The following is a 16,446-nucleotide window of genomic DNA, read 5'->3' as shown; positions in this document are numbered from 1 at the left end:
AGCAAACCAAATTGAAAAAATGGTCTCCCGATGAATCGGGAGACCATGCTATCCTTTTAAAACCATTTTGGTTTATAGTTCCTGGCATTATATACAGGAACCATAAACTATTACTACTATTTCAAAGAACGTTATTCAGGTGCAGATTTAAACCGCTAACTATCCATTATTAACTTTCCGGTATAAATACTATCTGACACCAGCATGCCATCTGCCGTAATAAAGCTCAGCCAGGTATGTACGGCTTGTCCACGAAAAGCTGATACATCGAGTTTTGCGTTACATACACTTCTTGGCGGCCCCATGGCGGTAAAGATACATTTGCTAAGAGCTTCACAATAAGCCACCAATATTGCTTTATCAGTGGCATATTCTTTTGGAATTAAATCGTTGTGCCATTTGAACAAAATGGTTTCACCTACCGGCTTTGCAGTAGCCTTTTCGGTATTGAATCGGGGACCACTGGCCACAAGTATCTTACTGTAATCTATGACCATGTTAGGTGGGTTTCCTGAGATCCAATGCAGTATATGCCTCATTGCACAGCTATAATAAGAAAGTTTTTCATTGGTATACCTGTAAGTGATAAACAGCAAGGGTTTGAGTGCTTTTATAAATCTGGTTGCTTTTAAGTGCCTCTCCCTTTGCATCAGTGTTGGTTCTTTCTTAAATTTTGTTTTGTCTTTGATGGGTACCAGCGTATATGAAGCATTATCTGAAACGCATTTTTTTACAGAAATAGCAAGTTGGATCTTTTGATCATTTTGGCCGGCTGTTCGGCCGCTGTTTTCGTTTGTCATACTTGAAAGATTTTACTTAATAAACAAATAGGTTTTTAAAACATTTAAAGAATGCCCCACATGAAATATGGTTTATGCAGGGCATTCATAAAGGATTAAGATTACGAAGCCGCAATGGTTACTTTACCGGCATAGATACTGTTACATACCTCTTTGCCATCGACCGAGATAAAGGCAACCCAGGTGTGCACCTCCTGCCCGCCGAAGCCGGGCAGTTCCAGGTCACCCGTGCCACTACTTCGTGGAGGCCCCTGAACGGTATAGGCGCTTACATCAAGCTTTTCGCAGTAAACCACGAGTACCGCTTTGTCATCGGGTTTGCTTTTACCCATACCACTGTTGGTTGTCCAGGTAAATGTTACCGTATCAACTTTAGCAGAGGCCACCGTTGGTTTAAACGGCTGGCGAATGTCGCCGCGACTGAGCAGTACCTGAGCGTAGTCGATGGTGTAATCGGGATACGTTCCCGTAATACCGTTTACAAGTACATCGCCCATTGCAGCGCTAAAACCGGGTACATTACCAGACTTTTCGCGATAGCATAGCGTGACTACCTCTTTAACGTTACGCATGAACTTCCCAGTAAGTTCCATTTTCTTTCGCTGCTCCTGTTGTGGAGCACTACCTTTACTGGTTCTTTTACCAGGTTTTTTCTTAGCCACGTGTTTATTTTTCCATTTGGTAACAACCATGTTACCTACTTTACCTTTAATGTCGCCAAAGGCGCTTTGTTCAAACTGTGCCATAAAATTTAATTTTTGATAGTTAATAAAATAATTAAAACAAATTGGTTACAAAGCAACTATGTGTAACCGGTATATTCATCGATGCTTTGTGAGAACAAATATACGGGGGTAAAACACCCTTATCCAAATGCACACTCGGAAATACTCACTTATACTCGTATTTTCTGACATTTGGCGTGTTTGTCCATAATTGACGCTTTAGTACGCTTTACAATCTTAAGCCATCAACTTTGCATAATAGGTAAAGGCACTTGTAACATTTGGTAAAAATGTCAAACATGCTTAGCAAGTTTATTGTAGTTGAAGTAAGGTATATAAAAGGTTGTAATGAGGTTGTGTTGCCCGCTACCAGCAATAAAGGGGCAATAGAACCTTTCCCGTACCTCAACACAAGAGCAGCAGTACAGCAAAGGGGGAGCAACAAGGGAGCAAGAGGGGAGCAAAAATCACCGGTTATAGAGCAACAGGGGAGCAGGAAGGGAGCAACAAACATAGATGAAACTCACGCCAGGACTGACCGGAGATAGGAAAAAGAGCAACAAAGGAGCAACAATGGTTGTTGCTCCTTGTAGAAATCAGGACGCCTTTTTCGGCTTTGTAACTTTTTTATTTTTACCATCTTTTGCTGCGGGCATTTCTATTTTTTTACTGGATGCTATATTCTTCTTCTCTTCCTCTTCTTTCTCTTTCCTTGCAGCTTCCTTTACCTGTCTTATTTCCTCTGCGTGACGCATATTTATTTCATCTATCATTTTTTGAAATTTGCCACTGTTTAATTCGCGGGCTTCGCCATCATTTAATAATGCTTGCGCATACTCTTCATCCAAATCAACTGACTTGCAAAACTCTTTTACAGTAACATACTGTTTCCCAAGTTCCTCTTTTAACATTTTGTGTTTCTCCTGTGCATAACGTTCGCAAATACCCAACAGATAGGCAATATCATTCGTTTTTATCATACACTTCCAGGGTGCTTTCCTTGAAGCAAATGCCTCGCCACGCGGATCTAGGGACCGCCTATAACTCGCTATGCGTTTTCTAACCACTATCCTTCCAAGCGGTCTGGCTTCCTTACGCAATAGCCGACGAAGCATACGGCCCGACTTATAGCGTTGCCTTAGCTTGCAATAAAGCAATTTATGCTCCCTATCAGTTAATGTGGGATAATATTCTCGATATTCTTTAGACATATGGCTGTTTTTTTAATCGTTAAGGCTAATACCGCGCATTGGCACCGCCTGCTCTGTATTGCAGATAAAAACATTGTCGTAATTTTTAAACAACCTGAATCCGCACCGTTGAAAGAATGCATTTAATTTTAACTGTTCTTTTCCAGGGTCTTGCTCTACACCTTCCATCTCAAAGCCCTGCACGTTCATCCTGGATGTTTAAAAGCTCCTCTATTTCGTATTTTAGATACAGGTTGTAATTCATAAGTTTAATAGATAAGGGTGATTGAAAAATTTATTACATCGTAGCATGTTGCATCAAGTTGCAGCAGGCATCAACCTGAGCGATGTTACCAGCTGATCTACGTTACAAATAAATACATTGTGGTAATCCTTAAATGGTCTAAATCCACAACGCTGAAAAAATTCGTTCAACTTGCATTGGGCTTTTTCGGGGTCTGTTTCCAAACCGGCTAACGTTACTCCCTGTAACGCATAGGTTTTTTCGCCAACGCTGCCCGGAAAAATAGGTTGAGGGTTTAAAACAAGAACATACCCGTATCTGCCTTTCATTTGTTTTATAGCTTCTTTAAAAATTTTTTCGCCTAAGCCTTTCTTTCTAAACTCAGCGGAAATTCCGAAATGTTCCAGTAGAAGAATATTTGGACTGCTTGCAGCGCCAATTTCATGAATGGTTTCCTGGCTTATAAGAGCAGCATCCAGTTCCATTAGCGCCTCACTATTAATTTTTAATTTTAGCAGGGGGACTTCGGCCATAGTTACTCCATAGACCTTCGCTAATTCCTGATTAAAATATAATAGTTTTATGAAACCCGCCTTCGACACCTTCCACTCATGACCTTTCTCACTGTTGTTAGCTTCATATACATAACACTGAATAAACCCATACATCATACCACATATGGTTCCATTTAGGTTGTCATTGACGTTTACATCCAATAGCTCATTGTACATAAAATAAATATTGCACTTCATAAGCTGAATAGTTTAAAAATTATTGAAGATTTTATAGCTTGCTAATCAGGTAGGCCATTTACAATGAAGCGCATATAAACTGGAATAATACCATGACTCATGAATTGGAGATAATTATTTCACTTTGAAAGCGGCATTTTTTTTGCCCATTTCAGTAATCTGATCTACGTTACAAACAAAAACATTGCCGTACTTTTTAAGCGTCCGAAACCCACAACGTCGAAAAAATGCATTTAACTTCTGTTGTGCTGTTACGGGGTTTCTTTCCAAATCGGTTAAATCCACACCTTTATCTTCATATGAATTTTCCATATCATCTCCGGGTAATACAGGTTTAGGGTCTAAAATAACTATGTAGCCGCATTTACCTTTCATTTGTCTGATAATTCCCTTTAAGATCTGTACCCCTAAACCTTTTTTTCGCCAGTAAGCAGCAATACCAAAACGTTCAATTACCATAAAATTGGGATTGCATACAGGCCCAATTTCCCTGATTGTTTCCTGACTTATAGCGGTATAATCAAATATTTTCAATGCATTACTGCATCCGGTATTAGGTGATGCCTCGTATTCCTTTGCTAAAGCCTGGTTAACGTATATATAGTTTATAAAGCCAGCCTTAGACGCCTGCATATCAACAGTGCCGTTATGATCCCCACATTCTATAGGACCATAATAAATATTTCCAAAAGTGTAAGCACATATCGGCTCATTACAATCGTAATAATTCAAACATATTATTTCGCTTTGAAATAAATATAGTTTATCATCCATAAGCTGAATAGTTTAAGAGATGATTGAAAAGGAAAATGATATAGCCTGCTAATCAGAAAGACCTGTTTCCAGCCCAGGAGTATCACACGCAGAAACATTGCGTACAAACAACAAATCTAATTTTTACCAGTCAGAGTAGAGCTTACATAGAGGTGGGAAAGCGGCTACTTATATGCGTGTGTAAATATAGTGAATTGTTGAAGTATAGAAATATTACTTAACCGGAATCAATAAATGCTGAAGTTATTCAGGATTCAAAAAAAATTTTATTTTATATGACTTTGATAAGGCTATCTGTAGTTATGGACCTAATAATTGGGTTGAGGGAACCAGAGAGTTGATGATTAAGAGCCTTAACGCTTCAAGGCGCTTTTTGTTTCTGTGCTGATATTGGGGATCGGTGTTATAGGCAGAAAAAACTGTGTATAAACAAGTCACTCTACAATTAATATGTCATCTCAACTTCATTAGACCGAAGTTCTAAATTGGCTTGCGTTCCAGGACAGGCTGGATTATACGCACTATATCGAACAACATACTTGTTCCCCTTTACAAGTATATAATCTTTATTAATTTTAATTTTTGTCTGGATACTTTCTCCTGGATTTAATGCAATAAAATCTTCAAAAACTATTCTTCTACTGGCCATTACACCATAATAAGGAATTATATTATTATTCTTATCTATTATACTAAAAACACTTTTCGTAAGCAATTGATGCATACCAATTGTCCAGCTATCTAAATAAATCACACCGAAAGATGCATTAACAAAAACAAGTGTTGCTATAACTTCATCATTGACTACATCAATTGACAAATCAATTTCCAACATTTTACTTTTCACTTCCATATAAATACTTTATGCTTTAATAAAATACATAAAATTATCCGCATTATAAAAAGCTTGCGTACTATGATTTTTTGCCAAGAATAAACATTGTTCTTTACCATAATCAAAATCAATCGTATGCCCTACGTCCAAAAAGTGTGAAATTTCATGAATCAATATTTCTGTGTTTTCCTGGGTATCATCATCTTTCAATTTTCCAAATTGATCACCTAAATAGATAGTATGAAACTCGTCCCAGATATTTGCAATCGCTAGTAAATTCGTTCTTGCAAGTTCATCAGCAATAAACTCAAAGTCATTTATTGTTAACGATTGGGTAATAGCCAAAGCCCTTTCTATTCTATTTATAATAATTTGTCTTCTTTGCTCATCTATGTAACCGAACCACTCTTTTAAGTCCTCAATTGTCTTCGGATCGTTAGTAAGCATCAGCTTTAACTTTCTTTCTAACATAGCTATGCATTCTAAAATTGCTTGATTAATAACCGGTTCTATCTCTTTTATTGAGGGCTCTTGAAAATAGTTAGTACCACCCCGCTCCCCAATCAACACACTCCCCAACCCACTCGTCACCTTCCCACCATGCGCACATCCGTCATCCACTCTTGCTGCAGGTTTACCACCTATAAACACCCCGGCTGATCCACTTATTATTGTATCCGGACCTCCTATAATACAAAAACAAGTATCGCCAACAGTTGCGGCCGGCATTCCACCAATTAACACTGTCCCATTCCCAGGCCCGATAATCACGCCGCCTTGATGTGGCGTTCCGGTAACCGGATCTGTCATCGAACACTCATGCATATTCCCTACTCTTGCTGCAGGTTTTCCCAATTGTATGAATTTACTGTTTGTATAGTTAATTGAGCCTGATCACCCCGGCCTGCATTGATAAATCAACCCCGGCATTGATATTTGCCTTTTCATTGCATTCGATATTTAGATCTTCTGTTGTTTTGATACTTATCTTCTTTCCGCTGATCGTTATTTCTCCGTCTTTCATTTCCAACTCAGCCTCGCCGCATGTTAATTTTAAACTGCCGTTTGCTTTTATGAGTATAGATTTGTCTCCATCCATCTTTAACTGGTTGCCGCTCTTGTCTTGCATCAATACACTTCCTTCACTATCATCCATGATCACCTTTATACCGCTTCGGGTTTGTATGGCCTTTATATGATTACCGGCGACAGCTCCATATTCCGACTTAGCGCCGCCATTATAAACAGTTCCTACAACGTAGGGCCGGGTTGCTTTTCCCCCAGCAAACGACACAATTACTTCCTCACCTTTTTCTGGCAGCATAAACATCCCTTTTCCATTTCCTGCATAGGGGCTTACCACCCGCAGCAATGGACTTTTCTCCTTCTCGCCCATCCAGTGAAAACGTACCTGCACCCTGCCTAACCCTGCCTCATCACGATTATCTACCACCAATGCACTTTGCGTTTCACAAATGGGCTCTGCCAAAGGCTTAACCGGCGGCACCTTAACGGTTGCTGGTACGGCAACAAACTCATTCGAATAATTTCCTATTCCATCCCAGCTATGCTCAACGGATATTATTGCATAATTTCCCAACGACTGATTGTCGGCAAACTTTGCCTTATCTGCGTTTATTGACACGCAATCTCCGGGCTGAAAACCGGGCAGATCACTACAACCATTTAATTGCACCACATCACTTATCTCGCAGGCTGCACGGAAATTAACCGTATCATCAAACTGTTTTTTGCTTCGCACAAAATGATTATGCCAGTTAATAGCCGGTCCGCCAAACAATTGCTCTCCTTTCGATATAACATATTCACCTAACTCATTATGCCCACCATTCAATGCGCTATGCACCATCTCACGGCGATGTATTTGATTGTCTACATAATCAAACGCCATTACCTGAAACTTTCCAGGCTTTAATTGCATATGCACAGCAAACCGGCTCAACTGCAAGCCATAAGTCAATTTGAACTTTTTACCTTTGGGCGCACCCAACACCAGCATTTGCCCATCATAAAATAACCACTCCCCATGTTTACCTGCTAACCGGTTTATAAACTGCCAGGCAGTTTCCTTATACTGCACAGTATAATAGATAGTTTCTTTATATGTCGGGCTTAACCTAAACTTCAAGATATCATCTGGATGCATCTCCAGTACATCCTTCACCATGTTCTTTATCGGCTTCCGTAACCACGACCGGCAATGTGGGTTATTATCCAATAATATGGTTGGGCTATATCCACTTATAACAACATTGCCCGCATGGCCATTGTGACAGGTTGCCTCCATTTGGGTTACCACTCCGACAAAATGCAATTCTGACCGATCCTGCTCCGACACTACATGGATCTGTATAGGCACACCTATCAATCCCTTTGAGTCTTTAAAAATGACGCCTTCGCCGCCTTCTACCGCTTCAAGCGGACAAACCAACCTAAACGTATGATGTGCATATATTCCCTGACTTAGCTTTAGCGTAGTGAAATGATTTATTTTAACTCCATTTATTTCAATAGTAGTTGTAACGGTTTGTGCCATGCATGCTTGTTTTGTGGTTAATGGTTACAGTCCGGGCCAGTTGTTTTTGTATACTGTATCTTCGAGCTTAATGGTATGAGCACTTAACGTGAGTTGTAATATGATAGGATGTTCACCAGTGGGATCAAATACTTCATGATACTCCACACACAACGCATTCTCAAACTCAAGCGTTTTCAATTTGCTCATAGTATCGTACCTGACAAAAGTGATCTTACCGTTTTTAGTTTGCGATGTAGTGATCATCCATTCAAACAAACCAGGATGATTGATACTCGCCAGGGTAATATTAATAGTTCCACCCATGGGCTTTGATGCAGCCTTACCTGTTACATCAATGTTTTGATTAAAACGAAAACCGCATCGAAGCACACTAATTTCATCTTCATTTTGCAATTGCAGCCTGGCAATAAACGACATGGTAAATGTGTTTAAACAATTACGAAATCAATCAAGACATACGTCTTGCGCAGATATATAATTAATAACTGCCGTGGTTGGGACCTTCGCGATGTTGGGAGCTTAGTAGATGATGTTGCTAATAATCAGAGATACTTAACGCGCAGACAAATTGTTAAATCAAATATATGTAATATTCGATTACAGCAAAGAGTTATTGAAGTTTTTTTTTGAATAACAAAATACCGCTAACAGATCACCAGGTTCAAGTTAGCTGCATAAAAAAGGCTCGAACCGGGCCTTCTTTTACTGATTTATTCACTAACAGTTAATGGGTGTATTGGTATTTTACCCTTCCCGCAGATTTGTAGTAAACAGAATACCATATTTTACAATATACCGGTAAATTGAGCTCGTTATAAGTATATTGAAACAAATCGGTTTCAATAGTCTGTGGGTGGTCACTGTACCAGGCGACCCTTTGTGTCATATTGTTTTTGCAATAGCCAGGCGACAAAAAAGGGTTTTTGTCAAATGCATGCCCGCCCTCGATAAGTCTATTGGATGCAATATTCAATTTAGTCAATGGATTGATCTTATTATCATACGTAATATCAAAAACATCATAGCCTATTCCAGGAGGAAATCCAAATTTTGCGTGGGTAATGTTGTTGTTTATGATCTGAAGGGTATCTCTATTGTACCCTGGTGGCAAAATACTTGTAATAAAGACATCATAAGTTGTCAGTTTGTCGGGCAAATAGGTATAGGTACGGCTACTGTAACTTTTAGGAGAATTATATATGGAATCCTTTATGATTTGATTGTTACTGTTATAAAAATGTAATACATCTGCAGTTTTGTAGGTTTGAAATAAAGTCCAGCCGATCGTTCTGTAGGCAGTTCTTTCAGCGCCATTATAAAAGAATTGAAAAGTGGTATCAGTGTTTGCTGCCGGTAGTCGCACCCCATTTGTATCGCTGTAATACCAGACAATCATTTTAACCCGTTTTTGATCGTCAAATACATATTCAAAGGTATTAGCGGTTGCTCCGAGATCAGTGGAATCCCACGCGATCGCTTTAGTTAATAAAGTATCTTGTTGTTGTTGTTTTACACTATCATTTGCAGCACCAGGAGTAGGATCAGGTTCGGGTTCAGAAACAGCATCTTTGTTGCAGGCAACAAAAATAACCATAGCGAACAGGCCATACAGGCATTTTGATAAAAGTTTCATGAGTATGATAAATTTAGCGCGGTTGGGGACGCAAGTTATGAACTGGCTTGCATCAATAAAGAAAAATTTAATTTCCGTGCAGGATCAGCCAGTAAGCGTGCCGATTTGGCCCATAACCGTGTAAAAAGAAAAGAGGCAATAGTTCGTATTACCTCTTTCTACTATATCAACTTTATAAATTTTTCAACTCCCTTGTCAACTCGTCAACCAGTCAACTCGTCAACTCACTCCCTCACCACCTTACTCACCACCACCTCCCCACCCAACCTCACCTGCACAAAATAAACACCCTGCACCGCACCACGCATATCAATAGTATGTACACTCCCCTTTGAGCGGGAAGAATACATTACCCTGCCCATTACATCATGCACTGTTATTTGCGCACCCGCGCTACATTGTACAGTTATATATTCCTTTACCGGGTTAGGATAAACGTTTATTCTTTGCTGAACTTCATTAATAGCAGCCACCGCTACTCTTGCAGCCGTTACCAATGGAGCATCAATGGTAAAATGCCCCTCCGGCGCAAATGCACTGCCCGCATAAGCCGCATCTATCGTTTGCACACTCCAGCTATAATCGCCCGGCGGCAGGCCCTTTAACTTCCAACCTAAATTTTGGTACGCATTGCCTAAACCGCTTACCATGCGTACGCCCGTTGTAATACTTGCATTGGGGAAAATGTAGTAATGCCCATTCGATCCTTTTACATACAGATTATAACTTAATGCCTTTACCGGCGTTTGTGCATCACTACCTGCCAGCCAACTAAACTGTACGCTATCGGCCATTTCCTGTGCATGAATGCTCGACGGCGGTTGTGGAGCCGTGTTAGTAAGCATGCTGGTATTTTTAAATAAGAACGCTACATTGCGCGCATACGGCCCGCTATAGCCGTTCAACAACACATCGGCCCGGCCATCATTATCAAAATCGCCCAACTCTATGGTGCCTTTATTTATGCCTGGCACATTTAAACTTTCAGGGCTTTTTGTAAATGCCCCTGTTCCATCGTTCAAATAAATATTGGTTACCTCGCGCACTTCGCTGCTGCTACGACCGGTTAGTAAAATGTCATAATCGCCATCATTATCCCAATCAACAAATGCACTGCCCCGGCCATTACAATTTTGCCGGTAATTTTGAAACGTGGCCTTCTCTATATAATTTCCCGTGCCATCATTTACATACAACCGGTAAATATCACTACTGCCCGCATCACTATAACTATCGCCATCACCATTTAACAACATATCCAAATCGCCATCGGCATCCACATCGGCAAACTGCGCACTGCCCCAATGCTTTTGTTTAAAAGCTATCGATTGCTCTACAAACGTTCCATCGCCATTGTTCTTCCATAACTGCGTATACCGGCGCGATGCACTGCGGTTCCAGGCCTCTATACAAAAATCAACATCCTGGTCATTATCCACATCCACCCAACTGGCATCGGGGTCCTGTATGTTCATGCCATTGTTTACCCGGTTTACCGGCGCCTGCACACCGGCGCTGTTTTGAAAATAAAATTTATTGGCATTGCTATTACCTATCATAAAATAATCGAGGTACCCATTATTATCCAAATCGGCAAAACCAGCTGCCGGCGCATTTACCTGCGGCATAGTTTCCAACGTAAACAACCCGGTTCCATCGTTACGTAGTATACGCGCATACGCAGCCCAGCCATTGGCCCTGTCCCACCCCGCCAGCATAATATCTAAATCGCCATCGCCATCTATATCTCCGGCGTTTATACTGGGCGTGTAGATACCCGGCAATGATTGCCCGGTTGATGTAAAGTTGCCATTACCATCGTTCTTTAATATGCCACCCACATACGGGTCAACCCCTGAATAAATAATATCCAGGTCGCCATCGTTATCAATATCTACCGACAGTGATTTTCCATAATCAAAGCCAACACCTACGCCTGTATACTCTATGGGTGGTTTGGGCGGTGGTATATAAGCGCGGTTAAAGGCCGCCGCTTCATTATACGCCATGGGCGATGCCTTATCGCGGTACACCATACCTGCCGGCGTTAACAGCGTGGGCGATCTATAAAACATACGCCTCGTATCGCCCACCCATTCGTATAAGGCATACCGTTCTACAAACGAACAGGTATCGAGCACGTTCAGGAACTTTGCAATGGTTTCCGCCTGATCGGCATACGTGGGCGTACAACAGGTCCAGTTAGCGCCATTGTTCCATTCGGTGATCCAAATGGGCCGCCCCGTACGATCGTGCACCGCCTTTAAGCGGTTGTACAACTGCTGCGGTGTTTGCCCGCCCAGGTAAAAGTGCATAGCCACAAAATCAACGCGATAGTTCAATGCATCGGCACGATCGATAAACGAATACAACCACTCCAACCCGCCATCACTGGGCGCAGGTGAACCCAACCGCAACCCGCTGCGCATTAACTCGGGCCATAGAGCCAGCGCATCATCGATGCTCATATTGGCCTGATCGGTTCTTTCCGGTTAATTAAACCCAGCGCATGCGTACTTTTCTTTTTATTATTGATATTGGCAAACGCATTCCACCAGCGGTTATGCCGCATAGGTATATATTCTACATTGGGGTCGCTCACCGCTGCATTATCCCAATCGTATTGCCAGCTGGCATTCAATGCTTCGGCGGCGTCGTGCCCGCTCGTCCAACCCTTTTTTGTTACCCAGCGCCAGGGTACCACGCGTATAAACGATACATCGTTATACAAACCCGCCGGTAATGAATCAATAACAACATCCTGTTTATCGGCAATGTACACGCGGCTATAACCTGTGCCCAGCGAGTCTTTGGCAAAGGTGGCCATATACCCTTTTTTTAACCGGAACGATTTTATGTCGTCGTGCATGCTGCCCAGTTCGCCCGCCCGGTTATACGTGTACAAACCCAATTGCAGCGAGGCGCCCGAACGGTTCAACCCATCATATACCTGCAACGGTTTATAATCGTGGGCCTGACTGATAACCATAGTTCCGTGCAGGTATTGTTCCACCCGTATATTGCTATCGACCACCGCCTTTGCCCCATTTACCAATATTTGCGGTAAATAATTATTGGCCAGCACCGAGGGTTTTATATTGGGGAAGTACAGCCATACATCGCTACCCCGCACATCGAGCACACTGCCTTTTAACGGATTGCTGGCAGCGGTAATGGTTATCTGCGAATTACCCAGTAACAACAAAATGCGGTTGGTAATGGCTGCTACTGTATCGTTATAATTATTGCAAATAAACGGCAACATGGGCAACGGCACCCGCCTTATTGCATAGGTTTTACCGGCGCCATTTTCAGCTGTTACCACAATCTTCATATAGTTGGTAATATAATCGCCGGCGGCAGCTGTTGCGCCGCTGCTGTCAACTATAATAAACGTTGCATAAGGCGATACGCTAATGGCTGAACGCAATTTCCCCACCCTGATGTTTATGGGCAACCAAACATTTGCATGTAAAGCATCGATCAAACCTACCGATACATTTGTGATCTTATTTTTCTGCCCTTCATTGCGCAATACAATGGGGTATTGGGTAGAACCGTTCAGTCCGGCTACCTTTACCGCCATGGTATCACCCACCTTTGTGGTATCCTGCCCAACAATGGGTAAACCGCTTACGGTGCTTACTACGTCGAAAACCGCCGTAGGCGCTACCCGTAATGCCCCCTTTAGCTGCGTTACAGTTATACCTGGCGAAACATTTATAAGCGTATGGTTGACAGTATCAACACTTCCCTCGCTGGTTGACAGTATAGAATAATCGTTAATGAGTGTTACCTGCAATTCATCTATAAGCACCTCCAGCGGTGCGGGCAGCGTGGTGGCGGAAGAACCGGTTTTAACAGCAAAGTATACATCAACAAAGGCCGCTGTATCGGCGCCGGGCACCTTATATACTTTTTTACCCGTACAGGCATTGGCCAAAAAGGTACCGTCGGTATTAGGCCCACAGCCCGCCCAGGTACTAAAACCACGCACCACATCGCCATTGCTATTGGGTGAGTAGTCTACGTTAGGGTTGGGCGCCACCATACTCAGGTACAGTTCGCACCAAAAGCTGGCGGCGGCGCCGGTTTTAAAGGCGCCATCTACCATATACGATTTACCTACCTGCAACGATAGTTTTTGCCAAAAAAGAATATTGGTGCGGTTAAGGCTGGTAACGCGCAGGCAGCCACCAGCCCCCGCTGCCGGCGTTTGACCCGTATAGTTAAAGCTATACGAAGCCGGGAAGACGCTACCCTGGTGGTACACCGTCCACCCCGTGGAATCGCTCATATTACCGTTTGTTAGCAATTGCGCAAAAAGCGCCGAAAACGGTAACAGGGTGAGCAGGGGCATAAGAAGAACATACATTTTTTTCATTGGCAGGCAATTTTGGTTAATGGAATTAGTGAATAGGTAAGTTGCGATGGAAAATACTATTGGAAAAGGGGGAATTTCAGCTATTTTAGGGGTGAAATTGGTATGACAACTGGCGAAGTTCATTAGGGAAAGTAAAAAGGTAGAATTTCAAAAGATCGGCAAACACGGGCTTGCGCATACGATTAGCCAGGAAGCGTTTTCAACCGATTTAAATACGGCCTGTTTTATTGCTTACTTTAATGCCCGTTGTAATTTAAGAAGCGTGTTCACCAATACCAGCCAGGAACGGCCATTTGATGAAATATGCGAAGTATTATTGAAGCGATGCAAAGAAGATGCTAACTGGTGGGCCATCAGCCATATTTACACCAGCCAGCAAGTATTATCAAAATTAACAGACGAACAAAAAGGCATGCTGTTAGGCCGGTGGACAACCGCCCTGCAGGAGATAGCCACGCTGTTGGATGAAGTTTGGAAAGCCAGCAATATAAACCGGGAAACCATGGTGGTTAAACGCGGAAACGACAGCACCACCTGGAACAATACAGCGGGCGCGTGGAACAAGGCAAGAGATAATTGGATGAACCTGATATATGCATTGGGAATAGATTACATTCTTGACGAGCTTTGTTTTGGTAAGGTATTACGGTTAATGGCAGCCGATGTGGTTTTCTGGCATGCTACAACCGGCGGTAAGCTTGACCCCAATACCCATGTATGGAATAAATTACCTTTGCCCTGGGAAGTATTTCAGGGAAAGGCAACATGTAACAAGGAGCTGGTTATTAAGTATTGTAAAGAAGCAGGGATTGATGCTGAAAAAACCGGCTGGATAGCACCGAGGATCCACGGGGTTGCAGCGTTTAAACCAACACCCGAACTGGTAAATGGTGTAGTTGTATCGAATCCGTTTTTGGCAACTGTATTAAAACGGCATAAATATTTTTCGGGCAAAAATGCAAAGCCATTATTTCCTGAAGAAAATTAGATAGGTTAGTTCAGCGGTAGAACGTTCGGCTCGTTTCCGAATGGACGCAGGTTCGAGCCCTGCACCTATCGCGGCATCTGATATAGCTCAGTGGGCTCTTACCCGGGTGGACACAGGTTCGAGCCCTGTTATCAGATCAATTTACATTGTTGCTCTTAAACTCTCATACTGCTTGCTGTCCTTAATGGCCCAGTTGGCCATGGCCATTAAGATGGGCACAAGTTCATCACCTGCCGGCGACAGGCTATAAATAGTTATAGGCGGCATTATCTGTTCCACTTTTTTAGCTATCAGATTGTCGGCCACCAATTGTTTTAAATGCTGCGCCAGCATTTTTTCGGTAATGGCAGGAATAATTCTTTTTAACTCGCTGAAACGTTTGGGACCATCCATTAGCCGGTACAGAATGATCGACTTCCAGTGACCGCCAATTTTATTCATTGCGTAGGTGATGGGGCAGCTCATTTCTGCGATGCCCTTATTCTGATTGTAGGTTGATTGCTCTTTTACTTTTGTCATACCACTTACTTTAGGGTAAGCTATTGTTATAAAGTTAGACCAAAAATAGCTTTGCAGAAACATTTAAATATGAAATTCACCATCACTGGTTCACTTGGCAATATCAGCAAACCCATTGTTGAAACGCTTGTTAAAAACGGTCATGAGGTTACCGTTATCAGCAGCAATGCACAAAAAGTACAGGTTATAGAAGCGCTTGGCGCAAAGGCGGCTATAGGCTCCATTACAGATACGGCCTTCCTCACCAATGCATACAAAGGCGCAGATGCCATTTATACCATGGTACCACCCGATTTTACAGCAGTTAACTACAGGCAACATATGACGGAGGTTGGTAACAGCCTGCTGGAAGCCATCAAAGGTTCGGGTGTAAAACGGGTGGTGAATTTAAGCAGTATTGGCGCCCATTTAAGCGAAGGCACCGGCCCCGTTGCCGCCTTACATGAAGTAGAACAAATATTAAATACCCTGAATGGCGTAGCTATTAAACATTTACGAGCCGGCTTTTTTTATACCAACTTTTTAATGGACATTCCACTGATCAAGAACATGGGTATAATGGGCAGTAACTATGAAGGTAAAAGCAGGTTATCGATGACACACCCAAAAGATATTGCCGAAGTAGCTGCGCAGGAATTACAAGGTTCCTTTGAAGGAAAAACCCACAAATATATAGTGAGCGACGAGCAGGCAATAGCCGATGTTGCCCAAACATTAGGCGCCGCCATTGGTAAACCCGAATTGCCATGGGTACCCATTAGCGATGCAGACTTATTGGGCGCACTAACCGGCGCAGGTCTTTCAGAATCGCTTTCAAAATTGTATGTAGAAATGGGACATGCCATAGGCAGCGGTATCTTGTTCGAAGATTTTCACAAACATCAACCTGAGTTTATTGGAAGAACTAAACTTACAGATTTTGCCAATGAGTTTGCGGCGGTTTATAAAGGATCAAGTCAAATTCTTGGGGGATTAGTTTGTTACGCATAGATTTTAGCGAGTCTGAATAAGAAGAAGCTGATGTCTCTTACGCCCCTTGCAG

17 protein-coding genes and 1 tRNA gene are annotated in these 16,446 nt (G+C 42.3%); 4 read left to right on the top strand and 14 right to left on the bottom strand.

Translation table 11 applies throughout. The features are described 5' to 3' along the window. Window positions 1-155: 155 nt before the first annotated feature. Together GGD38_RS26490 and GGD38_RS26485 are read right to left on the bottom strand one after the other, a co-directional pair. Window positions 156-800 carry a DUF6266 family protein gene (locus GGD38_RS26490; RefSeq protein WP_375303247.1) on the bottom strand — a complete coding sequence of 215 codons (645 nt, stop codon included), beginning with the start codon at window positions 798-800 and terminating at the stop codon, window positions 156-158. 101 nt (window positions 801-901) lie between these two features. Beyond that, window positions 902-1,546, bottom strand: coding sequence for a DUF6266 family protein (locus GGD38_RS26485; protein ID WP_375303248.1), 645 nt, complete (start codon window positions 1,544-1,546; stop codon window positions 902-904). Between the two features lie 278 nt (window positions 1,547-1,824). On the opposite strand from GGD38_RS26485, the gene GGD38_RS26480 reads away from it, so the two are divergent. Next, on the top strand, window positions 1,825-2,073 hold the full coding sequence (locus GGD38_RS26480) for a hypothetical protein (protein ID WP_375303249.1): 249 nt from the start codon (window positions 1,825-1,827) through the stop codon (window positions 2,071-2,073). Window positions 2,074-2,121: 48 nt separating this feature from the next. On the opposite strand, the gene GGD38_RS26475 is transcribed toward GGD38_RS26480, so the two are convergent. The 11 genes from GGD38_RS26475 to GGD38_RS26425 form a co-directional block, all read right to left on the bottom strand. Then, window positions 2,122-2,736, bottom strand: coding sequence for a hypothetical protein (locus tag GGD38_RS26475; RefSeq protein ID WP_375303250.1), 615 nt, complete (start codon window positions 2,734-2,736; stop codon window positions 2,122-2,124). A 12-nt stretch (window positions 2,737-2,748) separates the two neighbouring features. Next, on the bottom strand, window positions 2,749-2,925 hold the full coding sequence (locus tag GGD38_RS26470) for a hypothetical protein (RefSeq protein WP_375303251.1): 177 nt from the start codon (window positions 2,923-2,925) through the stop codon (window positions 2,749-2,751). Between the two features lie 108 nt (window positions 2,926-3,033). Next, on the bottom strand, window positions 3,034-3,711 hold the full coding sequence (locus tag GGD38_RS26465; protein WP_375303252.1) for a hypothetical protein: 678 nt from the start codon (window positions 3,709-3,711) through the stop codon (window positions 3,034-3,036). A gap of 114 nt (window positions 3,712-3,825) precedes the next feature. Beyond that, a complete protein-coding gene (locus tag GGD38_RS26460; RefSeq protein WP_375303253.1) occupies window positions 3,826-4,485 on the bottom strand; it encodes a hypothetical protein in 660 nt (219 codons plus the stop codon). Between the two features lie 445 nt (window positions 4,486-4,930). Continuing rightward, on the bottom strand, window positions 4,931-5,338 hold the full coding sequence (locus GGD38_RS26455; RefSeq protein ID WP_375303254.1) for a hypothetical protein: 408 nt from the start codon (window positions 5,336-5,338) through the stop codon (window positions 4,931-4,933). 9 nt (window positions 5,339-5,347) lie between these two features. Next, entirely contained in the window at window positions 5,348-6,175 is an 828-nt protein-coding gene (locus GGD38_RS26450; RefSeq protein ID WP_375303255.1) for a PAAR domain-containing protein, read from the bottom strand. A 25-nt stretch (window positions 6,176-6,200) separates the two neighbouring features. Then, the gene (locus GGD38_RS26445) at window positions 6,201-7,877 is read right to left on the bottom strand and encodes a type VI secretion system Vgr family protein (protein ID WP_375303256.1); all 1,677 of its coding nucleotides are present in this window, start codon (window positions 7,875-7,877) and stop codon (window positions 6,201-6,203) included. Between the two features lie 24 nt (window positions 7,878-7,901). After that, window positions 7,902-8,297 (bottom strand): type VI secretion system tube protein TssD, encoded by a 396-nt coding sequence (gene tssD, locus GGD38_RS26440; protein ID WP_375303257.1) that lies wholly within the window; start codon window positions 8,295-8,297, stop codon window positions 7,902-7,904. Window positions 8,298-8,604: 307 nt separating this feature from the next. After that, window positions 8,605-9,513, bottom strand: a complete 909-nt coding sequence (locus GGD38_RS26435; RefSeq protein ID WP_375303258.1) for a hypothetical protein — start codon at window positions 9,511-9,513, stop codon at window positions 8,605-8,607. A gap of 224 nt (window positions 9,514-9,737) precedes the next feature. Further along, on the bottom strand, window positions 9,738-11,981 hold the full coding sequence (locus tag GGD38_RS26430; protein ID WP_375303259.1) for an FG-GAP-like repeat-containing protein: 2,244 nt from the start codon (window positions 11,979-11,981) through the stop codon (window positions 9,738-9,740). After that, window positions 11,978-13,897: a hypothetical protein gene (locus tag GGD38_RS26425; protein WP_375303260.1), complete on the bottom strand. Its 1,920-nt coding sequence runs from the start codon at window positions 13,895-13,897 to the stop codon at window positions 11,978-11,980. The genes GGD38_RS26430 and GGD38_RS26425 overlap by 4 nt, the downstream gene beginning before the upstream one ends. Before the next feature lie 262 nt (window positions 13,898-14,159). Between GGD38_RS26425 and GGD38_RS26420 the strand changes: the two genes are divergently transcribed. Both GGD38_RS26420 and GGD38_RS26415 read left to right on the top strand, forming a co-directional pair. Then, a complete protein-coding gene (locus GGD38_RS26420) occupies window positions 14,160-14,885 on the top strand; it encodes a hypothetical protein (RefSeq protein ID WP_375303261.1) in 726 nt (241 codons plus the stop codon). Continuing rightward, window positions 14,885-14,956: transfer RNA gene (locus GGD38_RS26415), tRNA-Thr, on the top strand. Before GGD38_RS26420 ends, GGD38_RS26415 begins: the two co-directional genes overlap by 1 nt. Before the next feature lie 70 nt (window positions 14,957-15,026). On the opposite strand, the gene GGD38_RS26410 is transcribed toward GGD38_RS26415, so the two are convergent. Next, the gene (locus GGD38_RS26410) at window positions 15,027-15,404 is read right to left on the bottom strand and encodes a winged helix-turn-helix transcriptional regulator (RefSeq protein WP_375303262.1); all 378 of its coding nucleotides are present in this window, start codon (window positions 15,402-15,404) and stop codon (window positions 15,027-15,029) included. Between the two features lie 69 nt (window positions 15,405-15,473). Here GGD38_RS26410 and GGD38_RS26405 point away from each other — a divergent pair, with 69 nt between their 5' ends. Then, complete coding sequence (locus GGD38_RS26405; RefSeq protein ID WP_375303263.1) at window positions 15,474-16,394, top strand: NAD(P)H-binding protein; 921 nt, start codon at window positions 15,474-15,476, stop codon at window positions 16,392-16,394. Window positions 16,395-16,446: the final 52 nt, after the last annotated feature.

The organism is Niastella sp. OAS944, from assembly GCA_024809215.1.
Taxonomy (GTDB): domain Bacteria; phylum Bacteroidota; class Bacteroidia; order Chitinophagales; family Chitinophagaceae; genus Niastella.
Note: the sequence above shows the minus strand (reverse complement) of the source record. Positions and strands in the feature narration are given on the sequence as shown.

Bases quoted from the DNA above. Each gene is read 5' to 3' on its own strand.
- GGD38_RS26490 (WP_375303247.1), bottom strand. From the start codon at position 800: ATGACAAACGAAAACAGCGGCCGAACAGCCGGCCAAAATGATCAAAAG.
- GGD38_RS26485 (WP_375303248.1), bottom strand. From the start codon at position 1,546: ATGGCACAGTTTGAACAAAGCGCCTTTGGCGACATTAAAGGTAAAGTA.
- GGD38_RS26480 (WP_375303249.1), top strand. From the start codon at position 1,825: ATGCTTAGCAAGTTTATTGTAGTTGAAGTAAGGTATATAAAAGGTTGT.
- GGD38_RS26475 (WP_375303250.1), bottom strand. From the start codon at position 2,736: ATGTCTAAAGAATATCGAGAATATTATCCCACATTAACTGATAGGGAG.
- GGD38_RS26470 (WP_375303251.1), bottom strand. From the start codon at position 2,925: ATGAACGTGCAGGGCTTTGAGATGGAAGGTGTAGAGCAAGACCCTGGA.
- GGD38_RS26465 (WP_375303252.1), bottom strand. From the start codon at position 3,711: ATGAAGTGCAATATTTATTTTATGTACAATGAGCTATTGGATGTAAAC.
- GGD38_RS26460 (WP_375303253.1), bottom strand. From the start codon at position 4,485: ATGGATGATAAACTATATTTATTTCAAAGCGAAATAATATGTTTGAAT.
- GGD38_RS26455 (WP_375303254.1), bottom strand. From the start codon at position 5,338: ATGGAAGTGAAAAGTAAAATGTTGGAAATTGATTTGTCAATTGATGTA.
- GGD38_RS26445 (WP_375303256.1), bottom strand. From the start codon at position 7,877: ATGGCACAAACCGTTACAACTACTATTGAAATAAATGGAGTTAAAATA.
- tssD (WP_375303257.1), bottom strand. From the start codon at position 8,297: ATGTCGTTTATTGCCAGGCTGCAATTGCAAAATGAAGATGAAATTAGT.
- GGD38_RS26435 (WP_375303258.1), bottom strand. From the start codon at position 9,513: ATGAAACTTTTATCAAAATGCCTGTATGGCCTGTTCGCTATGGTTATT.
- GGD38_RS26430 (WP_375303259.1), bottom strand. From the start codon at position 11,981: ATGAGCATCGATGATGCGCTGGCTCTATGGCCCGAGTTAATGCGCAGC.
- GGD38_RS26425 (WP_375303260.1), bottom strand. From the start codon at position 13,897: ATGAAAAAAATGTATGTTCTTCTTATGCCCCTGCTCACCCTGTTACCG.
- GGD38_RS26410 (WP_375303262.1), bottom strand. From the start codon at position 15,404: ATGACAAAAGTAAAAGAGCAATCAACCTACAATCAGAATAAGGGCATC.
- GGD38_RS26405 (WP_375303263.1), top strand. From the start codon at position 15,474: ATGAAATTCACCATCACTGGTTCACTTGGCAATATCAGCAAACCCATT.